21 protein-coding genes are annotated in these 20,002 nt (G+C 68.0%); 11 read left to right on the forward strand and 10 right to left on the reverse strand.

Annotated elements, in window-relative coordinates:
• Positions 1-46: 46 nt before the first annotated feature.
• A complete protein-coding gene (locus O0K41_RS15590) occupies positions 47-946 on the reverse strand; it encodes a LysR family transcriptional regulator (protein WP_234411827.1) in 900 nt (299 codons plus the stop codon).
• Between the two features lie 90 nt (positions 947-1,036).
• Here O0K41_RS15590 and O0K41_RS15595 point away from each other — a divergent pair, with 90 nt between their 5' ends.
• The gene (locus tag O0K41_RS15595; RefSeq protein ID WP_049450150.1) at positions 1,037-2,455 is read left to right on the forward strand and encodes an MFS transporter; all 1,419 of its coding nucleotides are present in this window, start codon (positions 1,037-1,039) and stop codon (positions 2,453-2,455) included.
• Positions 2,456-2,593: 138 nt separating this feature from the next.
• Here the strand turns inward: O0K41_RS15595 and O0K41_RS15600 are convergent, their stop codons facing one another.
• The 4 genes from O0K41_RS15600 to O0K41_RS15615 are packed head-to-tail and all read right to left on the reverse strand — an operon-like array spanning position 2,594 to position 5,448.
• Entirely contained in the window at positions 2,594-3,391 is a 798-nt protein-coding gene (locus O0K41_RS15600; protein ID WP_164223020.1) for an N-formylglutamate amidohydrolase, read from the reverse strand.
• Positions 3,384-3,938: an NUDIX hydrolase gene (locus O0K41_RS15605; protein WP_164223017.1), complete on the reverse strand. Its 555-nt coding sequence runs from the start codon at positions 3,936-3,938 to the stop codon at positions 3,384-3,386. Before O0K41_RS15605 ends, O0K41_RS15600 begins: the two co-directional genes overlap by 8 nt.
• Complete coding sequence (locus O0K41_RS15610; protein WP_005408166.1) at positions 3,935-4,870, reverse strand: 5'-3' exonuclease H3TH domain-containing protein; 936 nt, start codon at positions 4,868-4,870, stop codon at positions 3,935-3,937. The genes O0K41_RS15605 and O0K41_RS15610 overlap by 4 nt, the downstream gene beginning before the upstream one ends.
• Positions 4,867-5,448, reverse strand: a complete 582-nt coding sequence (locus tag O0K41_RS15615; protein ID WP_005412319.1) for a nitroreductase — start codon at positions 5,446-5,448, stop codon at positions 4,867-4,869. The genes O0K41_RS15610 and O0K41_RS15615 overlap by 4 nt, the downstream gene beginning before the upstream one ends.
• Before the next feature lie 331 nt (positions 5,449-5,779).
• Here O0K41_RS15615 and O0K41_RS15620 point away from each other — a divergent pair, with 331 nt between their 5' ends.
• A complete protein-coding gene (locus O0K41_RS15620) occupies positions 5,780-8,101 on the forward strand; it encodes a DUF1631 domain-containing protein (protein ID WP_088435867.1) in 2,322 nt (773 codons plus the stop codon).
• A 51-nt stretch (positions 8,102-8,152) separates the two neighbouring features.
• Entirely contained in the window at positions 8,153-9,232 is a 1,080-nt protein-coding gene (locus O0K41_RS15625) for an NAD(P) transhydrogenase subunit alpha (RefSeq protein WP_049450156.1), read from the forward strand.
• 121 nt (positions 9,233-9,353) lie between these two features.
• Here the strand turns inward: O0K41_RS15625 and O0K41_RS15630 are convergent, their stop codons facing one another.
• The 3 genes from O0K41_RS15630 to O0K41_RS15640 are packed head-to-tail and all read right to left on the reverse strand — an operon-like array spanning position 9,354 to position 10,726.
• Positions 9,354-9,815, reverse strand: a complete 462-nt coding sequence (locus O0K41_RS15630; protein ID WP_012479217.1) for a DUF3106 domain-containing protein — start codon at positions 9,813-9,815, stop codon at positions 9,354-9,356.
• Between the two features lie 3 nt (positions 9,816-9,818).
• Positions 9,819-10,145: a hypothetical protein gene (locus O0K41_RS15635; protein WP_012479218.1), complete on the reverse strand. Its 327-nt coding sequence runs from the start codon at positions 10,143-10,145 to the stop codon at positions 9,819-9,821.
• On the reverse strand, positions 10,142-10,726 hold the full coding sequence (locus tag O0K41_RS15640) for an RNA polymerase sigma factor (protein ID WP_005408172.1): 585 nt from the start codon (positions 10,724-10,726) through the stop codon (positions 10,142-10,144). Before O0K41_RS15640 ends, O0K41_RS15635 begins: the two co-directional genes overlap by 4 nt.
• 98 nt (positions 10,727-10,824) lie before the next feature.
• On the opposite strand from O0K41_RS15640, the gene O0K41_RS15645 reads away from it, so the two are divergent.
• Together O0K41_RS15645 and O0K41_RS15650 are read left to right on the forward strand one after the other, a co-directional pair.
• Complete coding sequence (locus tag O0K41_RS15645; RefSeq protein ID WP_005408173.1) at positions 10,825-11,145, forward strand: NAD(P) transhydrogenase subunit alpha; 321 nt, start codon at positions 10,825-10,827, stop codon at positions 11,143-11,145.
• Positions 11,142-12,602 (forward strand): NAD(P)(+) transhydrogenase (Re/Si-specific) subunit beta, encoded by a 1,461-nt coding sequence (locus O0K41_RS15650; RefSeq protein ID WP_012479220.1) that lies wholly within the window; start codon positions 11,142-11,144, stop codon positions 12,600-12,602. Before O0K41_RS15645 ends, O0K41_RS15650 begins: the two co-directional genes overlap by 4 nt.
• Positions 12,603-12,813: 211 nt before the next feature.
• Here O0K41_RS15650 and O0K41_RS15655 read toward each other — a convergent pair whose 3' ends face one another.
• Positions 12,814-13,233 (reverse strand): hypothetical protein, encoded by a 420-nt coding sequence (locus O0K41_RS15655; protein WP_024957742.1) that lies wholly within the window; start codon positions 13,231-13,233, stop codon positions 12,814-12,816.
• Positions 13,234-13,355: 122 nt separating this feature from the next.
• Here O0K41_RS15655 and sufT point away from each other — a divergent pair, with 122 nt between their 5' ends.
• The 6 genes from sufT to O0K41_RS15685 all read left to right on the forward strand — a co-directional run bounded on the left by sufT (position 13,356) and on the right by O0K41_RS15685 (position 19,369).
• Entirely contained in the window at positions 13,356-13,907 is a 552-nt protein-coding gene (gene sufT / locus O0K41_RS15660; RefSeq protein ID WP_012479222.1) for a putative Fe-S cluster assembly protein SufT, read from the forward strand.
• Between the two features lie 59 nt (positions 13,908-13,966).
• Positions 13,967-15,061: a branched-chain amino acid aminotransferase gene (locus O0K41_RS15665; RefSeq protein ID WP_005412326.1), complete on the forward strand. Its 1,095-nt coding sequence runs from the start codon at positions 13,967-13,969 to the stop codon at positions 15,059-15,061.
• Positions 15,062-15,235: 174 nt separating this feature from the next.
• Positions 15,236-15,892: a hypothetical protein gene (locus O0K41_RS15670; protein ID WP_049450157.1), complete on the forward strand. Its 657-nt coding sequence runs from the start codon at positions 15,236-15,238 to the stop codon at positions 15,890-15,892.
• On the forward strand, positions 15,889-16,224 hold the full coding sequence (locus O0K41_RS15675) for a transcriptional regulator (protein WP_024957746.1): 336 nt from the start codon (positions 15,889-15,891) through the stop codon (positions 16,222-16,224). Before O0K41_RS15670 ends, O0K41_RS15675 begins: the two co-directional genes overlap by 4 nt.
• Before the next feature lies 1 nt (position 16,225).
• On the forward strand, positions 16,226-17,248 hold the full coding sequence (locus tag O0K41_RS15680; RefSeq protein WP_049450159.1) for a M23 family metallopeptidase: 1,023 nt from the start codon (positions 16,226-16,228) through the stop codon (positions 17,246-17,248).
• A 378-nt stretch (positions 17,249-17,626) separates the two neighbouring features.
• Positions 17,627-19,369: a S8 family peptidase gene (locus O0K41_RS15685; protein ID WP_005408178.1), complete on the forward strand. Its 1,743-nt coding sequence runs from the start codon at positions 17,627-17,629 to the stop codon at positions 19,367-19,369.
• Between the two features lie 120 nt (positions 19,370-19,489).
• Here the strand turns inward: O0K41_RS15685 and O0K41_RS15690 are convergent, their stop codons facing one another.
• Entirely contained in the window at positions 19,490-19,975 is a 486-nt protein-coding gene (locus O0K41_RS15690) for an asparaginase domain-containing protein (protein ID WP_010481766.1), read from the reverse strand.
• Positions 19,976-20,002: the final 27 nt, after the last annotated feature.

The following is a 20,002-nucleotide window of genomic DNA, read 5'->3' on the forward strand; positions in this document are numbered from 1 at the left end:
AACCTGAAACGGGTGGATTCCTGCAGGCGCCGGCCAGCGGCCGGCGCTACCAATCCCCGGCCAGCAACGCGTCGGCCAGCACCTGCAGCTTCGGCGAATGCTGGCGCGACGGCGGGTAGATCAGTGACAGCGCGCGGCTGCGTCCCTCGAACGGCTGCAGCACGCGCTGCAGGCGGCCGTCGGCCAACGCATCGGCCACCGCGAAATCCATCACCTGCACGATGCCGATGCCGGCGATGGCCGCTTCCACCAGCGGATCGCCGCTGTCGAACACCATCCGCGTCGGCGGCGTGAACTCGCGCAGTTGCCCGTCCTGCAGGAACTGCCAGTCCACCAGCCGGCCACTGCGCAGGTTGCGCACCGCTAGGCAGGCGTGATCCTGCAGCGCGGCCACATCGTCCGGTGCGCCACAGCGGGCCAGATACGCGGGGCTGGCCACCGTCACCCAGCGCAGCGGCCGCAATGGCCGCGCGACGATGCGCTGGTCGGCGATGACGCCGGTGCGCAGCGCGGCATCGAAGCCTTCCTCGACCAGATCGACCAGGCGGTCGCTGAGCACGGCTTCCACCTGCAGTTGCGGATGCTGTCCCAGTAATGGCGCCAGCATCGGCACCAGCACCTTGCGCCCGAACATCGACGGCGCACTGATCTTCAACGTACCCGAGGGCGTGCACGGGCGGTCGGCCAGTTGCCGCTCGGCATCGTCCAGGCCGGCCAGCAGCGGTGCCACCTGTTCCACGAACTGGCGGCCATCCGGGGTCAACGCCACGTTGCGGGTGTTCCGCTGCAGCAGCTTTACCCCCAGCGTGGCTTCCAGCCGCCCGATCGCGCGCGACAGGCCGGACTGGCTCAGGCCCAGCTGCCCGGCAGCGACGGTGAAGCTGCGTGCCTCGGCCACCTGCACCAGCATGCGCACGGCATTGAGGTCCAACGAGGATCCATTCATGCCGAAAATCATGACAGATATGGTCGGGCAGGGGTTTATTGATTAGCCCGCATCAATGAGACTGCGCTCCCCCATCGATCCAGACCGCCGATGCCTCCCCTCAAATACCCGCGCTGGGCGTTGACCCTGCTGGCCACCGCGCAGCTGATCATCGCCCTGGACGCCACCATCATCTTCGTCGCCCTCCATGACATGGGCCGCGCGCTGCAGATCAACGCGCAGCAGCTGCAGTGGGTGGTCAGTGCCTACACCGTGGCGTTCGGTGGCAGCCTGCTGCTGGGTGGCCGCACCGCCGACCTGATTGGCCGTCGCCGTTTCTACCGGCTGGGCATGCTGCTGTTCGCACTGGCGTCGCTACTCGGTGCGTTGGCGCCGAATGCCACCTTGTTGATCATCGCGCGCGCCGCGCAGGGCGTCGGTGCGGCCCTGCTGTTCCCCGCCACGCTGGCACTGATCAACACGCTGTACGCCGAAGGCCCGGTGCGCAACCGCGCGCTGGCGATCTGGAGCATGGCCAGTGCGGTCGGCCTGGCGCTGGGCACGCTGCTCGGTGGCGTGCTGACCCAGACGTTCGGCTGGCCGGCGGTGCTGGCGGTGATCGTGCCGCTGGCCACGGCGTGCGCGGTCGCAGCCGGTGCGTGGTTGCCGTCCGATGGTCCAAGGGTGCGCGGCCGCTCCTTCGATCTGGCCGGTTGCCTGACCGTCACCGCCGGCGGCAGCCTGCTGGTCACTACCCTGGTTCAAGGGCCGGAGTGGGGCTGGACGGCACCGGCCACGCTGATCTGCCTGCTGCTTTCAGCCGTGCTGTTGACGGTGTTCGTACAGATCGAAAAACGCAGCCGTGACCCGCTGATGCAGTTTTCGCTGTTGCGTCTGTCGGGCCTGCGCGCGGCACTCGGCCTGACCTTCGCCTTCATGAGCAGCTATGGCGTGCAGTACTACTTCCTGGCGCTCTACTTCCAGGATGGCTATGGCTGGAGCCCGCTGCAGGCCGGCATGGCCTTCCTGCTGCCGACGTTGGTGTGCACCTTCGGCATCCGTATTGCCGAACGCATGCTGCGGCGCCGTTCGCCAAGGCAGGTACTGGCCTGGGGCTTCGCCGCCGGTGCCATCGGCATTGCCGCGGTGGCGCTGGCGATGCCGCACGGTGCCAGCTACTGGCCGCTGCTGCCGGGCATCGTGGTGCTCAGCATCGGCCAGGGCATGAGCTGGACAGCGATGTGGATCGTGGCCGGGCAGGGCGTGCCGGGTCCGCAGCAAGGCGTCGCGTCCGGCATGGCGGCCACCGCCCAGCAGATCGGCGGCGCGTTGGGACTGGCGGTGCTGGTGATGGTGGCCAACGCCGCGCGCGGCACGCAGGCCGCAACCAGTGCCGACGCCCTGCAGGGCATGGTCAATGCACAGTACGGCGCCGCGTTGTTCGCCGCGCTCGGCGTGGTGATCGCGCTGGGCCTGCGCCCGGCGCCGGTCGAATCGGCCGCCACCGTCTGCCCGGTCAGCGATGCATGATTGAAGGCGCTGGCGTGGGTGGTGGATGTGCCACGCCTGCGGTAGTGCCGGCCGCTGGCCGGCAATGCAATGATCCAACTACCCTGAGGTTGCCGGCCAGCGGCCGGCACTACCGATCCGGAATGGATCCACGCGCGTTCAACCGAACGCCAGCAACTGCGGCTGCAATGCGCTGAAGATCCGCGCCAGCCGCTCCGCCCACGCCTGCTGCCCAGCCACATCGGCAATCAGGTCCTGGCGGATTTCCAGTTCCACGTGCACCAGCCCGCGGCCTTCGCCATGCACCGGCACTGCGTAGTCGCTGGTGCTGCTCACCGAATACGGTTCATTGTCACCCACCACCAGGTCGCCTTCCTCGCGCAGTGCCTGCAGCAAGGCATGGGCGAAGCGCGTGTCCTGGTGGTACAGCACGCCGGCATGCCACGGTCGCTGCGCGCCGTTCATCGCCGGAGTGAAGCTGTGCATCATCACCAGCAGGGTGGGGCGGCCGGCATCTCGGCGCGCATTCAGTTCCGCGTCGATGCGCGCGTGGTAGGGCGCGTGGATCGCATCGATACGCTGCTGCCGCTGTGCCGCCGACAACCCGGCATTGCCCGGCACCACGGTGTGGTCGCTCACCTCCGGAATCAGCGTCGGCGAGGCCAGCGGGCGGTTGCAGTCGATCAGCAGCCGCGAATAGGTCTGTTCGATGGCCCAGGCATCCAGCCGTTCGGCCAGTGCGCGGGTGGTGCCGGCAATGCCGATGTCCCAGCCGATATGGCGGTCCAGTTCGGCCTGCGGCAAGCCCAGGCCTGCGAGGGCACGCGGCACCTGCTGGCCGGCATGATCGGCCAGCAGCAGGTACGGCGAGGCACCCTGAGGCCGGTGGATCGTATGGATCGCCGGGTCGTCGGCGCCGAGCAGCGCCGGCAGCGCGTGCAGGTCGGCGTCAGCCACGCGGGCGTCCGTCCAGATGGTGCTCGATCATCCACAGCCCGGCCCAGAGCTTGGCGTCCAGCTCGTAGCCTTCGCCCATCTTCTGCGCCAGCCAGGCCGCTGCCTCACTGCGCGGAATCTCGTGCACGATGATGTCTTCGCTGTCGTCACCACCGCCCTCGCCAACGCGGCGCAGGCCGGTAGCGCGCACGAAGGCGATCTTCTCGCTGCTGGCGCCGGAAGAGGTCGGGCCGATCAGCAGCACTTCGGCGTGATCGGCGGTCCAGCCGGTTTCTTCTTCCAGTTCGCGCACGGCCGAGACTTCGATCGATTCGCCGGCGTGGATGTCCCCGACCAGGCCGGCCGGCATCTCGATGGTGGGTGCCTGCAGCGGCACGCGGAACTGTTCCACGAACAGCACCTTGTCCTCCGGGGTGACGGCGATGATGATCGCGGCCAGGCCACCGGCATGGGTACGTTCGCTGTATTCCCAGGTGCCGCGCACCAGCATGCGCTGGTACTTGCCTTCATAGACGACACGCGGGGCTTCGGTGTTGCGCTGGCTCATGCGGGCTCGCTGTGGGTGGGAAGAATATCGGGCACGCCGGCGGCATCGAACAGCCGGCGACGGGTCATCGGGCCGAAGCGCAGGGTCTGGCACAGGCCGCCGAGCAGCTCCGGGTCGGCCGCCTGGCGCAGCAGGCCGGGCTGGCTGCCTTCCAGTGGCGCGTCCAGCGCGATGGTGGTCAGCTGGCGCCAGAGCTGGGCGTGCTCGCGCTGCTCGCGCAGGCGCACCGCCATCTGGGCGGCGCCGCGCAGGCGCAGGAACGGCACTTCGTCCAGGCGTTCGTACAGTGCATCCATGCTGCCGAAATGGGCCAGCAGCACGGCGGCGGACTTGCTGCCGACGCCACTGATGCCGGGAATGTTGTCCACCGCATCGCCGCACAGCGCCAGGTAGTCGGCGATCTGGTGCGCGTGCACGCCGTGCCGCGCCTTCACTCCGGCCACGTTCCAGCGCTGGTTGCGTGCGTAGTCCCACTGCTCGTCGTGATCCAGCAGCAGCTGCGACAGGTCCTTGTCGGCGGAGATGATCACGCCGCGGTGGCTGCCACGATGCACATGCAGGGCGCTTCCGATCAGGTCGTCAGCCTCGTATTCATGGTGGGCCAGAACGGCGAGGCCCAACGCTGCGCACAGCGCCTTGCAGTGCACGAACTGGCGCTTGAGCGCCTCCGGCGCCGGGTCGCGGTTGGCCTTGTAGGCGGGGTACAGGCGGTGGCGGAAGCCACTGTCCAGCGCTTCGTCGAAGGCGATGGCGATGTGACGCGGGCGTTCGCGCTCGAGCAGGTCCAGCAGGAAGCGGGCGAAGCCGTGCACGGCATTGGTCGGCCAGCCCTGCGCGTCCTGGAACTGGTCGGGCAGGGAGTGCCACGCGCGGAACACATAGATGCTGGCGTCGACCAGGTACAGCGACGGCGGTGGTACCGGCAGGGTCATGCCGGAGGCGTCCAGTCGCGCAGCAGGGTGGCAGGGTCCGGACGCTCGCGCTCGGGCACGGCGGCCTTCGGCGTGCCGATATGGATGAAACCGGCGATGCCTTCGCCCTCGGCCAGGCCCAGGTAGGCGTGCACGGCGGGGTCGAAGGCCATCCAGGCGGTCAGCCACTGCGCGCCGAAGCCCAGCGCCTGTGCGGCCTGCAGCAGGGCGAAGCAGACGCAGCCGGCGGTCATCAGCTGCTCCTGCTCGGGGACCTTCGGGTCCGGGCGCGGGCTGGCCACCACCACGATCACCAGCGGCGCATGGCTGAAACGCTGGCGATCCTTCTCGAACACGGCCTCGCCCGCATGCGGGTCGCGTTGGCGGCTGCGCTCGGCCAGGAAGTCGCCCAGAGTGTGACGTGCATCGCCGGCGATCTTCAGGAAGCGGAACGGTACGCGCTTGCCGTGATCGGGCACGCGCACTGCCGAAGCCAGCATCCGCTGCAGGGTGGCCGGGTCCGGGCCGGGCTCGGCCAGTTGCCGCGAAGGCACTGAGCGGCGGGCATCCAGGGCGAGCAGGGCGGCGGGGTCGGGCATGGAGTCTGAACCGGTCATCACGAAGGTTTGATTATAGTCGGGGTGGTCAAAGACACCGTCTGTGTCGCGTCTGGCCTTTGAATACCAAACTGTGATGAACGTCATGCCACTGGCGGGAAACGGGCGGCCGCTTCCCCTCGCCTCGCAGGCCTTGCACGGCTTACGATATCTACCTTGCCGGGCCGCCGGTCATGAGGTTTGAAGTGAGGACTGTTTCACTGTCCGTGACGGGCTGGCCGGCCTACCATCGACGTACCGGTACATGGGGTGTGCCGGTCGTCGCGATGTCCACGTTGTCTGTCGTACCAGAGAAGGTGGGGAGCCTTCCCGAATGATGAGCGCGCCCACACCGATGGGATCGCCGGGTCGTGACCCGGCCCAGCTCCAGCGTGCCCGGGACATGGTCCTGCCCGCGCTGTGCCAGGCCTTTGGCGCGGCACTGGCGCGCTTCGACGATGCCCTGTTCGACCGGGCCGGCAATGCCGGTTCGTCGCAGCTGCTGTTCCTGGATGCGATGCGCGAACTGCGCCGCCGCCGCGAGGACATTGCCGGTGCCTTCTCTGGCCACCTGCAGCGGGCCTGGGATGCGCTGGCCAGTGGTGAGCCCATGTCGGCCGAATCGACGCTGTCCGGCCCAGCCGAGGATGGCCTGAGCCTGCTGGCCGAGCACGTGCTGGAGTCGCGGCTGGCGGTGCGCAATTTCGCCACGGTGCTGCTGCGTGACTTCAAGCCGGTGCTGGCGCGGCTCGACCGTCGCCTGGGCCGTCTGGTCGGCGGCGCCGAACTGGATGCCGACCATAATCCCATCAGCCCCGAACACCTGGGCGTGGCCATCCACGAAGCCTTTGCCGGCTGTGAACTGGCCCCGGAAGTGCACCTGGTGCTGATCAAGCTGTGCGAGCGTGACCTGCGTGCGCCGGTGGGTCGCATCTACGAGAAGCTGGACGAGCAACTGGCCGCGGCCGGGGTGATGTCGCAGATGGGGGCGCCGCGGCGTCCGCCGTCGGCCGCGCCCGACCCGCGCATGGCCTCGGGCCTGGATGACCTGGTGGAGCAGCGCCCGGGCTCGGGCCTGGACGGCGAATTCGGTGATGACGAGCAGGCCGCGCCGGCCTGGGCGCAGCGCTTTGCCGCACGCTGGTCCGAGCGGCGTGGCCACATGCAGCAGCACCTGGGCGCCGAAGGCAGCGGCACCGGCGAGACCCATGCGGGCCAGCAGGGCATGCTGCTGGAGGCGCTGCACGAACTGCTGCAGCAGACCCGCCACGTGCGCGAGGACGCGACGTCGGCCGCACAGGTGGCGATCGGCCAGCAGCGTCCGCTCAGCCAGCGCGAGATGATGTCGGTGCTGTCGCTGCTGCAGGCCACGCCCAGTGCGACCCTGCGTGCAGCGATCGGCGAGGACGGCGAATCACTCGCGCAGCGGTTGAAGAGCGAAGTGCTGTCCAGCGCCACCCGTCTCGGTGTCGACCCGGGCCAGACCCGGCTGGACCCGCAGGACGAGGATGCGATCGACCTGGTGGGCATGCTGTTCGACGTGATGCTGGACGAGCGCGAACTGGAAGGCCGCTCGCGCGAGTTGATCGGCCGCCTGGTGGTGCCGTTCGTCAAGGTCGCCATGCTCGACCGTCGCATGTTCGTGCAGAAGACCCATCCGGCGCGCAAGCTGCTCAACTCGCTGGCCGAGGCCTGCGAAGGCAACACCGGCGAAAGCCAGGCCGAGCGCATGCTGATGGCCAAGGTCGAGGAGATCATCGAGCGCCTGGTCGCCGAGTTCAACGAGAACCTGGCGATCTTCCTGACCCTGGAAGAAGAATTCCGCGAGTTCCTCGTGCAGCATCGTCGCCGCGTGGAAATCGCCGAGCGTCGCGCCGCCGAAACGCAGCGTGGCCAGGAAAAGCTGGAAATGGCCCGTACCCGTGCCGGTGCCGAGCTGGACCGCCGCATTGGTGATGCCACCCTGCCGCCGGCCATCGCCGAATTCCTGCGCCAGCCGTGGCAGCACCACCTGACCCTGGCGCTGCTGCGCGAGGGCGAGGAGGGCGCATCGGTGGCCGAAGCGCTGAGCCTGGGCGACGGGCTGCTGGAGGAAGTGGCCGAGGCCCGCCGCCAGATCGTCGGCAAGCCGTGGCTGCAGGCCTGGCAGCCGGAGCTGGCCAAGGTGTTCGCCAGCGTGGGCGTGCATGGCGACGCCGCCACCGGCGCCATCGATGCCCTGCATGACACCCTGCAGGGCATTGCCGAATCGCGGCCGGAACTGCAACGCGCGCTGCCGGAACTGCCGCAGGTGGCACTACCGACCCCGCCGGTGGCCGAATCGCCGGCGGTCGAGCTGGGCGGGCAGATCGATGCCGATGATTTCGACAATGCCGACGCCGATCGCTTCCGCCGGATGGAGATCGGCAACTGGCTGGACTTCGTCGACAAGGACGGCAAGGTGCAGGCCGGCAAGCTGTCCTGGGTCAGCCCGATTTCCTCGCGCCTGCTGTTCGTCAACCGTCGCGGCGTGCGCTTCTGCGTGGCCTCGCCGGAAGAACTGGCGGTGATGGTGCGGCTGGGACGTCTGCGCGCCCATGTGGATGACGGTGCGTTCGACAGCGCGATGCAGGGTGTGATCGATCGGCTGGACCCGGGCAGCGCCACGCTGCACTGAGTGGAGCCGCCTGCTAGGATCGGGAAAACTCACCGATCAGCGGGGACCTGCATGGCCGTGGCGTTGCTGGGGATCAAGGAGACCGCGCCGGGCGAACGGCGCGTGGCGCTGACGCCGGAAACCGCGCGCAAGCTCGGCGCCCTCGGCATTACCGTCTGGTACGAGGCCGGCGCCGGTCTCGCGGCAGGTTTCACCGATGCAGCCTACGACGATGCCGGTGCCCGCGCATTCGACGCCGGCCGCTGGGCCGAAATCGACATCCTGTTGTGCGTGCAGGCGCCGCCAGCGGCGGTGCTTGAACAGCTCAAGCCGGGTGCCACCGTGGTTGGCCTGTTGACCCCGGCCAGTGATCCGGGCCTGGCGGCACTGGCTGCCGATGACCGCCTGCACCTGTTCCCGCTGCAGCAGCTGCCGCGCACCACCCGTGCGCAGGCGATGGACGTGCTCAGTTCGCAGGCCGGCATGGCCGGTTACAAGGCCGCGCTGATCGCCGCCGAACGCGCACCACGTTTCTTCCCGATGTTGACCACCGCTGCCGGCACCGTGCGTCCGGCCAAGGTGCTGGTGATCGGTGCCGGCGTGGCGGGGCTGCAGGCCATTGCCACTGCCCGGCGTCTCGGTGCACAGGTGGAAGGTTTCGACGTGCGTCCGGAAACCCGCGAGCAGATCCAGTCGCTGGGCGCGCGCTTCCTCGACCTGGGGGTGAGCGCGGCGGGCGAAGGCGGGTACGCGCGCGCGTTGACCGATGAAGAGCGTGCCGAGCAGCAGCGCCGCCTGGCCGACCACCTGCGCAGCGTGGATGTGGTGATCTGCACGGCGGCGGTACCGGGGCGCCCGGCGCCGACGATCGTGACTGCCGCGATGGTGGAAGGCATGGCCACCGGCAGCGTGATCGTGGACCTGGCCGCCGAGAGCGGCGGCAACTGCGCACTGACCCAGCCAGGGCAGTGCATCGAGCATCAGGGCGTGACCATCGACGGCCCGCTGGGCTTGGCCAGCCGGGGCGCGACCCAGGCCAGCGAGATGTATGCGCGCAACCTGCTCAACTTCGTCGCGCTGTTCGTGCGCGAGGGGCAGCTGGCGTTCGACTGGGACGACGAGCTGCTGGCGAAGACACGCTGGCAGGCATGAACGACATGGGGTCAGATCCCTTTGCCTCTGGCAAAGGGATCTGACCCTGGTTCCCGGAATCTGCCAGGGGGCGGATCCCTTTGCCTCAGCAAAGGGCTCTGACCCCGTTCCCCGCGGCGTTTCAGCGCGGCTTCGCCGGCGGTGGGTTGTCGCGCACCCAGTCCTTGCGTTGTTCCGGCGTCATCTGCGACCAGCGCTCGCGCAGTGCATCGCGCTGCGCGGGCGGCAGTTCCCGCATCTGGCCGAACAGGGCCCGGGCCTGCTCACGCTGTTCCGGGCTCATGTGCTCGAAGCGGCGCAGGCCACGGCGGGCCTTGTCGCGCTCCTCCGGGCTCATCGTCTGCCAGCGCTGGCCATGCGAGAGCATGCGCTGGCGCTGGCCGGCATCGGCGCTGTTCCAGCGGTCGCGCAGTGGCGCCAGCAGCGATTCCCGCTGCGCTTCGCTCAACTGTTCCCAGGCCGGCAGCGGCGTGGCCGGCGCAGGGCGTGCCGCAGGGGCGGGCGCGGCGCTCTGCGCCAGCGCCGGGAGGGCCGGCAGCAGCAACAGGGTCATCAGCAGGGGCAGGGTGTGCAGTCGGGACATGATTCACTCCATCGCCAGGTCGGTATCGCCCAGCCACAGGTACAGATCGGGATTTTCGTCGTAGAGCGCGCTGTTGTCTTCCACCGAGGCCAGCACAGGTGCCGGCGCGGGGCCCGTCAGCGTGCCATGGCCAGTGAACTGCAGGCCGATACCCAGCGCCACCACCAGTGAACAGGCGCTGGCCAGCCACCAGCGCAGGCGCCCGTGCCGGGTCGCGCTGGCGCCGTGTCGGGCCTGGCGCAGGCGTGCCAGTGTGGCCGGCGACAGCGCGTGCAGCGACTGCGCGTGCAGGCTGCGCAGGGTGTCATCGGAAGGCAGGGAGCGGTTCACGGGTGGATCTCCAGGTAGTCCTGCAGCGCCTGCCGGGCGCGTGCCAGATGGGTTTTTACCGCGCCTTCGCTGCAGCCCATGGCGCGGGCGGTGGTGGCCCCGTCCAGGTCCTGCAGCACGCGCAGGGTGAAGGCCTCGCGCTGGCGGGCGGGCAGGCGGCGCAACGCGTCCACCAGCTGCTGGTACTGCTGGCGCTGTTCATGCGCCTGTGCCGGGTCCGGGCCGGGATCGGCCCAGTCGATCTCGCCGCCTTCCGCGTCCTGGTTGTCGCGCCAGAACGGCAGGCGGAAGCGGCGCCGGCGCTGCACGTCGATCACGCGCCGGCGCAGGATGCTCCAGAACAGCGGCGCCCATTCGGCTGCCGGCTTGTCGGCGTAGTCCAGCATGCGCAGCAGCGCGTCCTGCACCGCGTCCATGGCGTCTTCGCGCTGGCGCAGGCCGGCCTCGGCGAAGCGGAACGCGCGCGGGCCGACGCTGGCCAGGAACGCTTCCAGCGATGCCGGCAGGGCATCGGTCTCGGCGCTCGGGGGGACGGGGCTGCTCACCAGCACAGGGTACGGTTCCTCGCTCGGGGTCACCATCGACAACGCGTGAGCGCCGCTTCGGTTGACGCCGGGTGCACGCCGGGTTCAGCCCATGGTTATGATGGGCCGACGAAGACAGAGCGGGAGCGTTGCCAGTGAGTGACGGGTTCGTAGCGCTGTACATCTTCATGCTGGCCGCCATCGCCGGCCACGTGATCATTTCGCGGGTGCCGGTGATCCTGCATACCCCGCTGATGTCGGGCTCCAATTTCATCCACGGCATCGTGCTGATCGGCGCGATGGTGGTGCTGGGGCACGCGCAGACACCGTTGGAGAAGGCCCTGGGCTTCCTCGCCGTGGTGCTGGGTGCCGGCAATGCCGCCGGTGGCTACGTGGTTACCGCGCGCATGCTGGAAATGTTCAAGCCGAGCGCGCCCAAGGGCGGCAAGGACGAGCCGAAGGAGCCGCAGGCTTGAACATCAGCACCGTCGAACTGCTCGACTGGCTGGTCAAGGCCAGCTACCTCGTCGCCGCCACGCTGTTCCTGCTGGGCCTGCAGCGCATGGCCTCGCCACTGACGGCGCGCAGCGGCATCCGCTGGGCCGGACTGGGCATGCTGCTGGCCACGGCGGCCACTTTCTTCCTTCCCGAACTGCACAACGTTCCGCTGATCCTGGTGGCGCTGCTGCTGGGCGCGGGCCTGGCCTGGTGGTCGGCCGGCAAGGTTGCCATCACCGACATGCCGCAGATGGTGGCGCTGTACAACGGCATGGGCGGTGGCTCGGCGGCGGCGATCGGCGCGGTGGAGCTGCTGCGCTACGCCTTCCTTGCCAACCGCGATACCAGCCACTGGAGCGCGCAGGCGCTGGCCGATCTGGCCGCGCGCCAGCCGTCGGGCACGGTGCTGCTGCTGGCGGTGGTCGGCGCAGCGATCGGCGCGGTGTCGCTGTCCGGCTCGGTGATCGCCTGGGCCAAGCTGGATGGACGCCTGGACAAGCGCGTGACCTGGCCGGGCCAGCAGGTGATGAACCTGCTGGTGGCGCTGGCGGTGGTGGTACTGGCGATCATCGCCGCCAGCACGCTCAGCACCTGGGCGATCGTTGCCTTCTTCGTACTTGCGCTGACGCTGGGCGTGCTGATGACGCTGCCGATCGGTGGCGCCGACATGCCGGTGGTGATCTCGCTGTACAACGCGTTCACCGGCCTGGCGGTGTCGTTCGAAGGTTACGTGCTGGGCAACGAAGCATTGATCATCGCCGGCATGATGGTCGGCGCGGCGGGCATCCTGCTGACCCGTCTGATGGCCAAGGCGATGAACCGGCCGATCCGCAACGTGCTGTTCTCCAACTTCGGCGGTGGTGCTGGTGGCGAAGCGCAGGCGATCAGCGGCTCGCAGAAGCCGATCGAAGCGGCTGACGTCGCCGCGATGATGGCCTTCGCCGAGCGCGTGGTGATCGTGCCCGGCTACGGCATGGCCGTGGCGCAGGCGCAGCACAAGATATGGGAACTGGCGCAGCGGCTGGGCCAGCGCGGAGTGAAGGTGAAGTTCGCGATCCACCCGGTGGCGGGACGCATGCCGGGGCACATGAACGTGCTGCTGGCCGAAGCAGGCGTGCCCTACGACCTGATCGCGGACATGGACGACATCAACCCGGAGTTCGCCAACACCGACGTGGTGCTGGTGATCGGCGCCAACGACGTGGTCAATCCGGTCGCACGAACCGATCCGGCCAGCCCGATCTACGGCATGCCGGTGCTGGACGTGGTCAATGCGCGCAACGTGGTGGTGATCAAGCGCGGCAAGGGCACCGGCTTCGCGGGCATCGAGAATGCGCTGTTCTACGCCGACAACACCCGCATGCTGTATGGCGACGGTGCCGAAGCGGCAGCCTCGCTGGTCAGCGAGTTGAAGGCGCTCGACGGCGGGCATTGAGGACCGGGGTCGGATCCCTTTCCGCAGGAATGGGCTCTGACCCCTTTGCCGACCAGCGGCCGGCACTACCGCATCCACGCGTGGCCGCTGCATCGGGTAGGTGCGGGCCCTGGTCCGCGCGCGTTTGCCGGCCAGCGGCCGGCACTACCATCCCATCCACGCATGCGTGGATCTACCTGCATATCCCCGGCGGGCGTGGCAACCGGCGCGCTCAGCGCGCCAGCCAGGCGCCCACGGCCAGGCCCAGCGCCAGCCACAGCCACTCCACCGCGCCATTGGCCAGGGTGATCAGGGTCCAGGCCAGGTGCGGGCCCATCCGCATCGTGGCGTCCCACAGGTCCAGCCCGATCGAGCCGCCCATCCAGGCGCTGGCGATGGTCCAGTTGGCCACGGCGGCCACCAGCAGGGTGCCCACCACGACCAGCACGATGCGCAGCCGGCCCGGGCCGAGCGTACCCATGCGCAGCATGAACACCAGTTCCAGGGCGGTCAGTACCGCCATCCAGCCGACCTGCCGGCCGGTCATCAGCGCCAGCACCATCCAGGCAAGGGGAGCAACAACCAGGCCCAGCAACAGCATGATGGGCCAGAGCCAGGTCACGGTCCTGGCACGCGCGGCATTGGAGGACATCGAAGCTCCCTGAAGATCACCCACAGGATACTGTGGTTTGCGGCGGTGCACCGGCGGTGCCGGAGCGGCTGGGCTAGAATGCCGTCTTGCGTGGCCCCGGCCACGGCCCCATATCGGTCCCCATGTATTCCCGTAGCAGCGAACCTGTCCACTTCGAGCGCGATTGCGAGGCCGTGATGGTCCCGCAGGGCGATACCGTGACCCTGCCCGCCGGCAGCTATGGGTACATCACCCAGGCGCTGGGCGGCAGTTATTCGGTGTTCGTCGAGGGCAACCTGTTCCGCATCGCCGGCAAGGACGGCGACGCCATCGGCAAGGAGGCACCGGCACCGCTGGAACTGCCGGCCGACGCCACTGATGAACAGGTGGAACAGCTGGTGTGGCAGCAGCTGCGCACCTGCTTCGACCCGGAAATTCCGGTGAACATCGTCGAACTGGGCCTGGTCTACGAGGTCGAGATCAAGCACCTGGACGAAGGCCAGCGCGAGATCGACGTGAAGATGACCCTGACCGCACCGGGCTGTGGGATGGGCGACATCCTGGTCGACGACGTGCGCAGCAAGCTTGAAATGATCCCGACGGTGGCCGAGGCCGACGTCGACCTGGTGTTCGACCCGCCGTGGAACCAGCACATGATGTCCGAGGCGGCCCGGCTCGAGACCGGCATGCTTTGACCCAGGGCCCGCAGTGACGCGGGCCCGGCACTACCCGCAACCAGAACAGGAATCCTCCGGTGTCCCAGTCCATCCCCAGCTTCGCCGTTACCCGTTCGGACCACCCTCGCAGCGCTGAAGAGCGCGCCAAGATCCTGGAGAAGCCGGGCTTCGGCCTGCACTTCACCGATCACATGGTGGAAGTGCGCTGGGACAAGGATGCCGGCTGGCACAACGCCAACGTGCGTGCCTACGGCCCGTTGCAGCTGGATCCGGCCGCGGCCGTGCTGCACTACGGCCAGGAAATCTTCGAAGGCATCAAGGCCTACCGCCATGCCGATGGCTCGATCTGGACTTTCCGTCCGGATGCCAACGGCCGTCGCCTGCAGCGTTCGGCGCAGCGCCTGGCGCTGCCGGAACTGCCGGTGGAGATCTTCGTCGAATCGCTGAAGCAGCTGATCGCCGTCGACAGTGACTGGGTGCCGTCGGCCGATGAGTCCAGCCTGTACTTCCGCCCGTTCATGATCGGCGACGAAGCCTTCCTCGGCGTGCGCGGCGCGCACAAGGCCGGCTACTACGTCATCGCCAGCCCGGCCGGCCCGTACTTCGCCAAGGGCGTTGCCCCGGTGTCGATCTGGCTGTCCACCGAATACGCGCGTGCGGCCAAGGGCGGCACCGGTGCCGCCAAGTGCGGTGGCAACTATGCTGCCTCGCTGCTGCCGCAGCAGAAGGCGCAGGCGCAGGGCTGCTCGCAGGTGCTGTTCCTCGACCCGGTCGAAGGCAAGTACCTGGAAGAACTGGGTGGCATGAACGTGTTCCTGGTCTACAAGGACGGCACCCTGGTGACCCCGGAACTGTCGGGCAGCATCCTCGAAGGCATCACCCGCGAGAGCATCCTGCAGCTGGCCCGCGACCGTGGCATGAAGGTCGAAGAGCGCAAGGTCAGCATCGACGAGTGGAAGGACGGCGTGGCCTCCGGCGCGATCAGCGAAGTGTTCGCCTGCGGCACCGCGGCGGTGGTTACCCCGATCGGCCAGCTGAAGGGCGAGGGCTTCTCGGTGGGCGACATCAACGCGCCGGCCGGCGAAGTGACCATGTCGCTGCGCAAGGAACTGACCGACATCCAGTACGGCCGCCTGCCGGACCGCCACAACTGGCTGGTCAAGCTGGGCTGACCGCCCACGCTGAACTGTAGCGTCGAGCCACGCTCGACTGCTCTTCCGAAAAGCCCGTCCCCGTGACGGGCTTTCTGCGTTGTGGGGCCGGACGCCAGACCGCAGTAGGCGATTGCTTGACGCAAATAGGTTTGCAATGCAAACTAAATTCAAGCGACCCCGATGGAGCGTGTCATGCAGCAGCCGTCCGTCATTGATCCTTCCTCGCGCCTGCAGGCGCTGACCCGTGAATACTCGCGGTACTCGCGAAGTGCCGGGGGCCTGTCGGCGATGGCTGGCGGCATCGCCTGCCTGGCCTCGTTCCTTGCCGGCGCCCTGTTGCCGACCACCCTGGCGCTGCGCATCGTGCTGATTGCCGTGCCGGTGCTGTGGATCGTCGGCAAGCAATGGCTGGCACGCCGTTATTACCAGCGGCTGGGCCAGGTCGAGGAGCAGGTCACGCCGGTCGAACGCAATTTCCAGCGCTTTTTCATCGCCTTCACGGCGCTGGTAAGCGTGCTGGTGATCGGCAGCGTGCTGGCCCGGCTGGCGCCGATCGGCCAACTTCCCTGGGACCTGCGCGCCATTGGCTACCTGGCCGTGGTGGCGCTGCTGCCCTGGGTGGTGTGGCGCTGGCTGCGTACGCCGCTGGAGTTCATCGTAGGTGTGTTCCTGTTGTGCCAGGCCGCGCTGGCCTTCACCGGGCAGGCGTATGGCTTCGGCCTGAGCACGGCCGTGTTTCCGCTGGCATCCGTCGCACTGATCGTGGTCGGCTGGCGTGACCACCAGCGCTTCCAGCGGCTGCAGGTGGAGATGCGCGCGTTCATGGCGGCGCGGACGAACCTCGAATGACCCAGCTGCCTGATTCCAGAGCGTTGCTTCAGCTCGACCGCTTGATCCACGAGCCGGCACGCCTGCTGATCCTGTCGATCCTGGCAGGTGCTGAATCCGCCGAGTTCGGATTTGTCGAGCATCTCAGCGGGTTGAGCAAGGGCAATCTCTCCAGCCATCTGAGCAAGCTTGAAGCGGCAGGGTTGGTCGCCATCAATAAGTCGTTCCGTGGCAAGCGCCCACTGACCACCCTGCAGTTGACGCCGATGGGCCGTACTGCCCTGGCCGAGTACCGCACGCAGCTGGCAGCGATCGTTGCCGGCATTCCCGATCCGGATCGAAAGGACGCCTGACATGACATTGCTTCCGCGCCTGTTTGCAGTTCTGGTTGTTTCCTTCTCTGCCCTCACCGGCGTGGCCGCGGCCGCAGATCCGCGCCAACAGGGAGCCACGCTGACCACGCAGTTCTACGAAGGGCACGTCGACGCCCTGTGGGAACGGATGACGCCGCAGATGCAGGCGGGGCTGAAGTCCCCGCAGAACCTGGTGGCGCTGCGCGAGCAGGTGCTCGCTGGCTGGGGCGCAGAAACCGAGCTGGTCAGTGAGAAGGTCGAGAAGGTTGATGGATTCGACACCTATCTGCGGCAGGCGCGCTTCGCCAGGAGCCCGGCCATCATCCAGGTGCTGTGGGCCATCGATGCCGACGGGCGGATCGGCGGCTTCTACATCCGCCCGCTACAGACCACGCCGCCGCAGGCTGCGGCGAGCGGGTTCCTCGACTACCAGACCCGCACACGGCTGCAACTGCCGTTCGACGATGAATACTTCGTGTTCTGGGGCGGGCGTACTGTCGAACAGAACTACCATGCGGCCCATGCCGGCCAGCGCTTCGCGCTGGATCTGCTGGTGGTACGCGATGGCCGCTCGCACCGTGGCGATGGGCTGCGCAACGATGACTACTACTGCTTCGGCCGCCCGATCCTCGCGCCGGCCGACGGCACGGTGGTGGACGTGGTCGAAGGGATCGCCGACAACGTGCCGGGGCAGATGAATGCTGCTCAGCTCACCGGCAATCGCGTCATCCTCGATCACGGCAATGAGGAGTACTCGGTGCTGGCGCACTTGCGCCAGGGCAGTGTGCGGGTCGCCCAGGGACAGGTTGTCCGCAGCGGCGCGCACCTCGGTGACTGTGGCAACAGCGGAAACTCCTCCGAACCGCACCTGCACTACCAGCTGCAGGACGGGCCCGTGTTCGGTGTCGGCGAAGCGTTGCCGGCACAGTTCTCCGGCTACGTGGCCGATGGCCAGCCGGTTGCACGCGGCGAGCCGGTCAAAGGGCAGCGCATCCGGCCAGCGAGCGTTCCGCAGGCAAAGTAGTCAGTGCGTCCGACGCGACGGGCAGGCGCACCGCGGGCACGCTGCGCGGTCGTTGGGGTCAGCAGCGAACGCCGATGTCGGCATAGTCATTCCAGGACACGTGACGGCCCAGTCAGGTCTGTGCAGGACACGAGAAAGTTCCTTCACCTTCACAAACCCTCGACCCGAAAAGTCTCAGAACGAACATTTCATCTTGCTGAAAAGACGCTGAAAATCTTGTGGTGTCCGGTTTCGGCCATTAGCGTCATGTGCACGGCGGATCGTTAGGGGGGTCCGCTGACTCACCGGACTTCGAACCTCGCCAATGCAAGCCAGCCCCGGGTTCGGGCCGGTGCTTCTGCCGATTCCGGCATTCACACCACAAGAAAGGGAAATACGATGTCCCAGGTAACGCAACCGCGTGTGCGTCGAGTGTGGGTGGTCCTTGGTGCGTCCGTTCTGTCATCGCTGCTGCTGGCCACGCCTGCGCTGGCCGGTGATGTCCAGCTCAGCGGCCTGCAGTCCGCGCCGACGCACCAGCGCTTCATCGTCAAGTACCGCGACGGCAGCGCCGCCGTGGCCAACACTACTGCGCTGGCTTCGTCGCTGAAGACGGCCGCCGCCGGCCTGGCCAGCAGCCAGGGCCGCGCGCTGGGCCTGCAGCAGGTCCGCAAGCTGGCCGTCGGCCCGACCCTGGTCAAGACCGACCGTCCGCTCGACCAGGCCGAATCCGAACTGCTGATGCGCAAGCTGGCCGCCGACCCGAACGTGGAATACGTCGAAGTCGACCAGATCATGCGCGCGACGCTGACCCCGAACGACACCCGCTTCAGCGAGCAATGGGGCTTCGGCACCTCCAATGCCGGCATCAACATCCGGCCGGCCTGGGACAAGGCCACCGGCACCGGCGTGGTGGTGGCCGTGATCGATACCGGCATCACCAACCATGCCGATCTCAACGCCAACATCCTGCCGGGCTATGACTTCATCAGCGACGCCGCGATGGCGCGTGATGGCGGCGGCCGCGACAACAATCCGAACGACGAAGGCGACTGGTACGGCGCCAACGAGTGTGGCTCGGGCATCCCGGCCTCCAACTCCAGCTGGCACGGCACCCACGTTGCCGGCACCGTGGCGGCGGTGACCAACAACAGTACCGGTGTGGCAGGTACCGCGTTCAATGCCAAGGTCGTGCCGGTGCGCGTGCTCGGCAAGTGCGGCGGCTACACCTCCGACATCGCCGATGCGATCGTGTGGGCGTCCGGTGGCACCGTCAGCGGCGTACCGGCCAACGCCAATCCGGCCGAAGTCATCAACCTCTCGCTGGGCGGCGGTGGCAGCTGCTCGACCACCTACCAGAACGCGATCAACGGCGCGGTCGGCCGTGGCACCACCGTGGTGGTCGCCGCCGGCAACAGCAACACCAACGTGTCCTCGTCGGTGCCGGCCAACTGCCCGAACGTGATCGCGGTGGCGGCGACCACCTCAGCCGGTGCACGTGCCAGCTTCTCCAACTACGGTACCGGCATCGACATTTCGGCACCGGGCCAGAGCATCCTGTCCACCCTCAACACCGGCACCACCACGCCGGGCAGCGCGACCTACGCGTCGTACAACGGCACCTCGATGGCAGCGCCGCACGTGGCCGGCGTGGTCGCGCTGATGCAGTCGGTCGCTCCGAGCCCGCTGAGCCCGGCGCAGGTCGAGAGCATCATCAAGAGCACGGCACGCCCGCTGCCGGGCGCCTGCTCGGGTGGTTGCGGCGCCGGCATCATCGACGCCAATGCCGCCGTGGCCGCGGCGATCAACGGTGGCGGCAACCCGAACCCGGGTGGCAACGTGCTGCAGAACAACGTGCCGGTGACCGGCCTGGGCGCTGCGACCGGTGCCGAGCTGAACTACACCGTGGCTGTTCCGGCCGGCAGCACCCAGCTGCGCGTCGCGATCAGTGGCGGCAGCGGTGATGCCGACCTGTATGTGCGCCAGGGCAGTGCCCCGACCGATACCACCTACACCTGCCGTCCGTACCTGAGCGGCAACAGCGAGACCTGCACCATCAACAGTCCTGCCGCCGGCACCTGGTATGTGCGGGTGAAGGCCTACAGCACCTTCTCGGGCCTGACCCTCAACGCCCAGTACTGAGCCCAAGCCCCTCTCCATGGGCACGCCCCGGCTCAGGCCGGGGCGTTTTTCTTTGGGTAGGCACCGGCCTTGCAAGGGCAGCGCTTTGGTGCGTGCCGACCTTGGTCGGCACGCTGTTCCTCAGACCGACTCGAAGCGGTTGGCGGCCACGTTCTTGCGCACGTGCTGCGGATCGAAGATACGACCGTTCATGGCGATGTATACGCCGCTCGGCAGCGACTGCACCGCACCGATCGCGCAGCCGATGTTGAACTCCGCATCCGACCCACGGAACCGCGCCGGGCTGAGCGCGCCGGTCATCACGATGGTCTTGTCCGGGATCGTCGCCAGCACCTTGCCGGTCTGCACCATCGAGTCGGTGCCGTGGGTCACCAGCACGTGGCGGGTCGGCTGCGCGGCGATGGTGGCGCGGATCAGTTCGCGGTCTTCATCGTTGATGTGCAGCGAATCCTTGCGCAGGATCGGAATCACGTTGAAGCGGAACGTCACGCCCAGCTCGCGCAGGATCATGCCGATCTGGGGGTCGCCGATCTGGTAGTCCGACTTGTCGTCGAAGTAGATCTTGTCGATCGTGCCACCGGTGGTGACGACCAGGAGCTCTTCCATCATGTGCATGCGCGAAACCAGGACAGG

The sequence above is a fragment of the Stenotrophomonas sp. Sm2128 genome (genome assembly GCF_030985535.1).
Taxonomy (GTDB): Bacteria; Pseudomonadota; Gammaproteobacteria; order Xanthomonadales; family Xanthomonadaceae; genus Stenotrophomonas; species Stenotrophomonas maltophilia.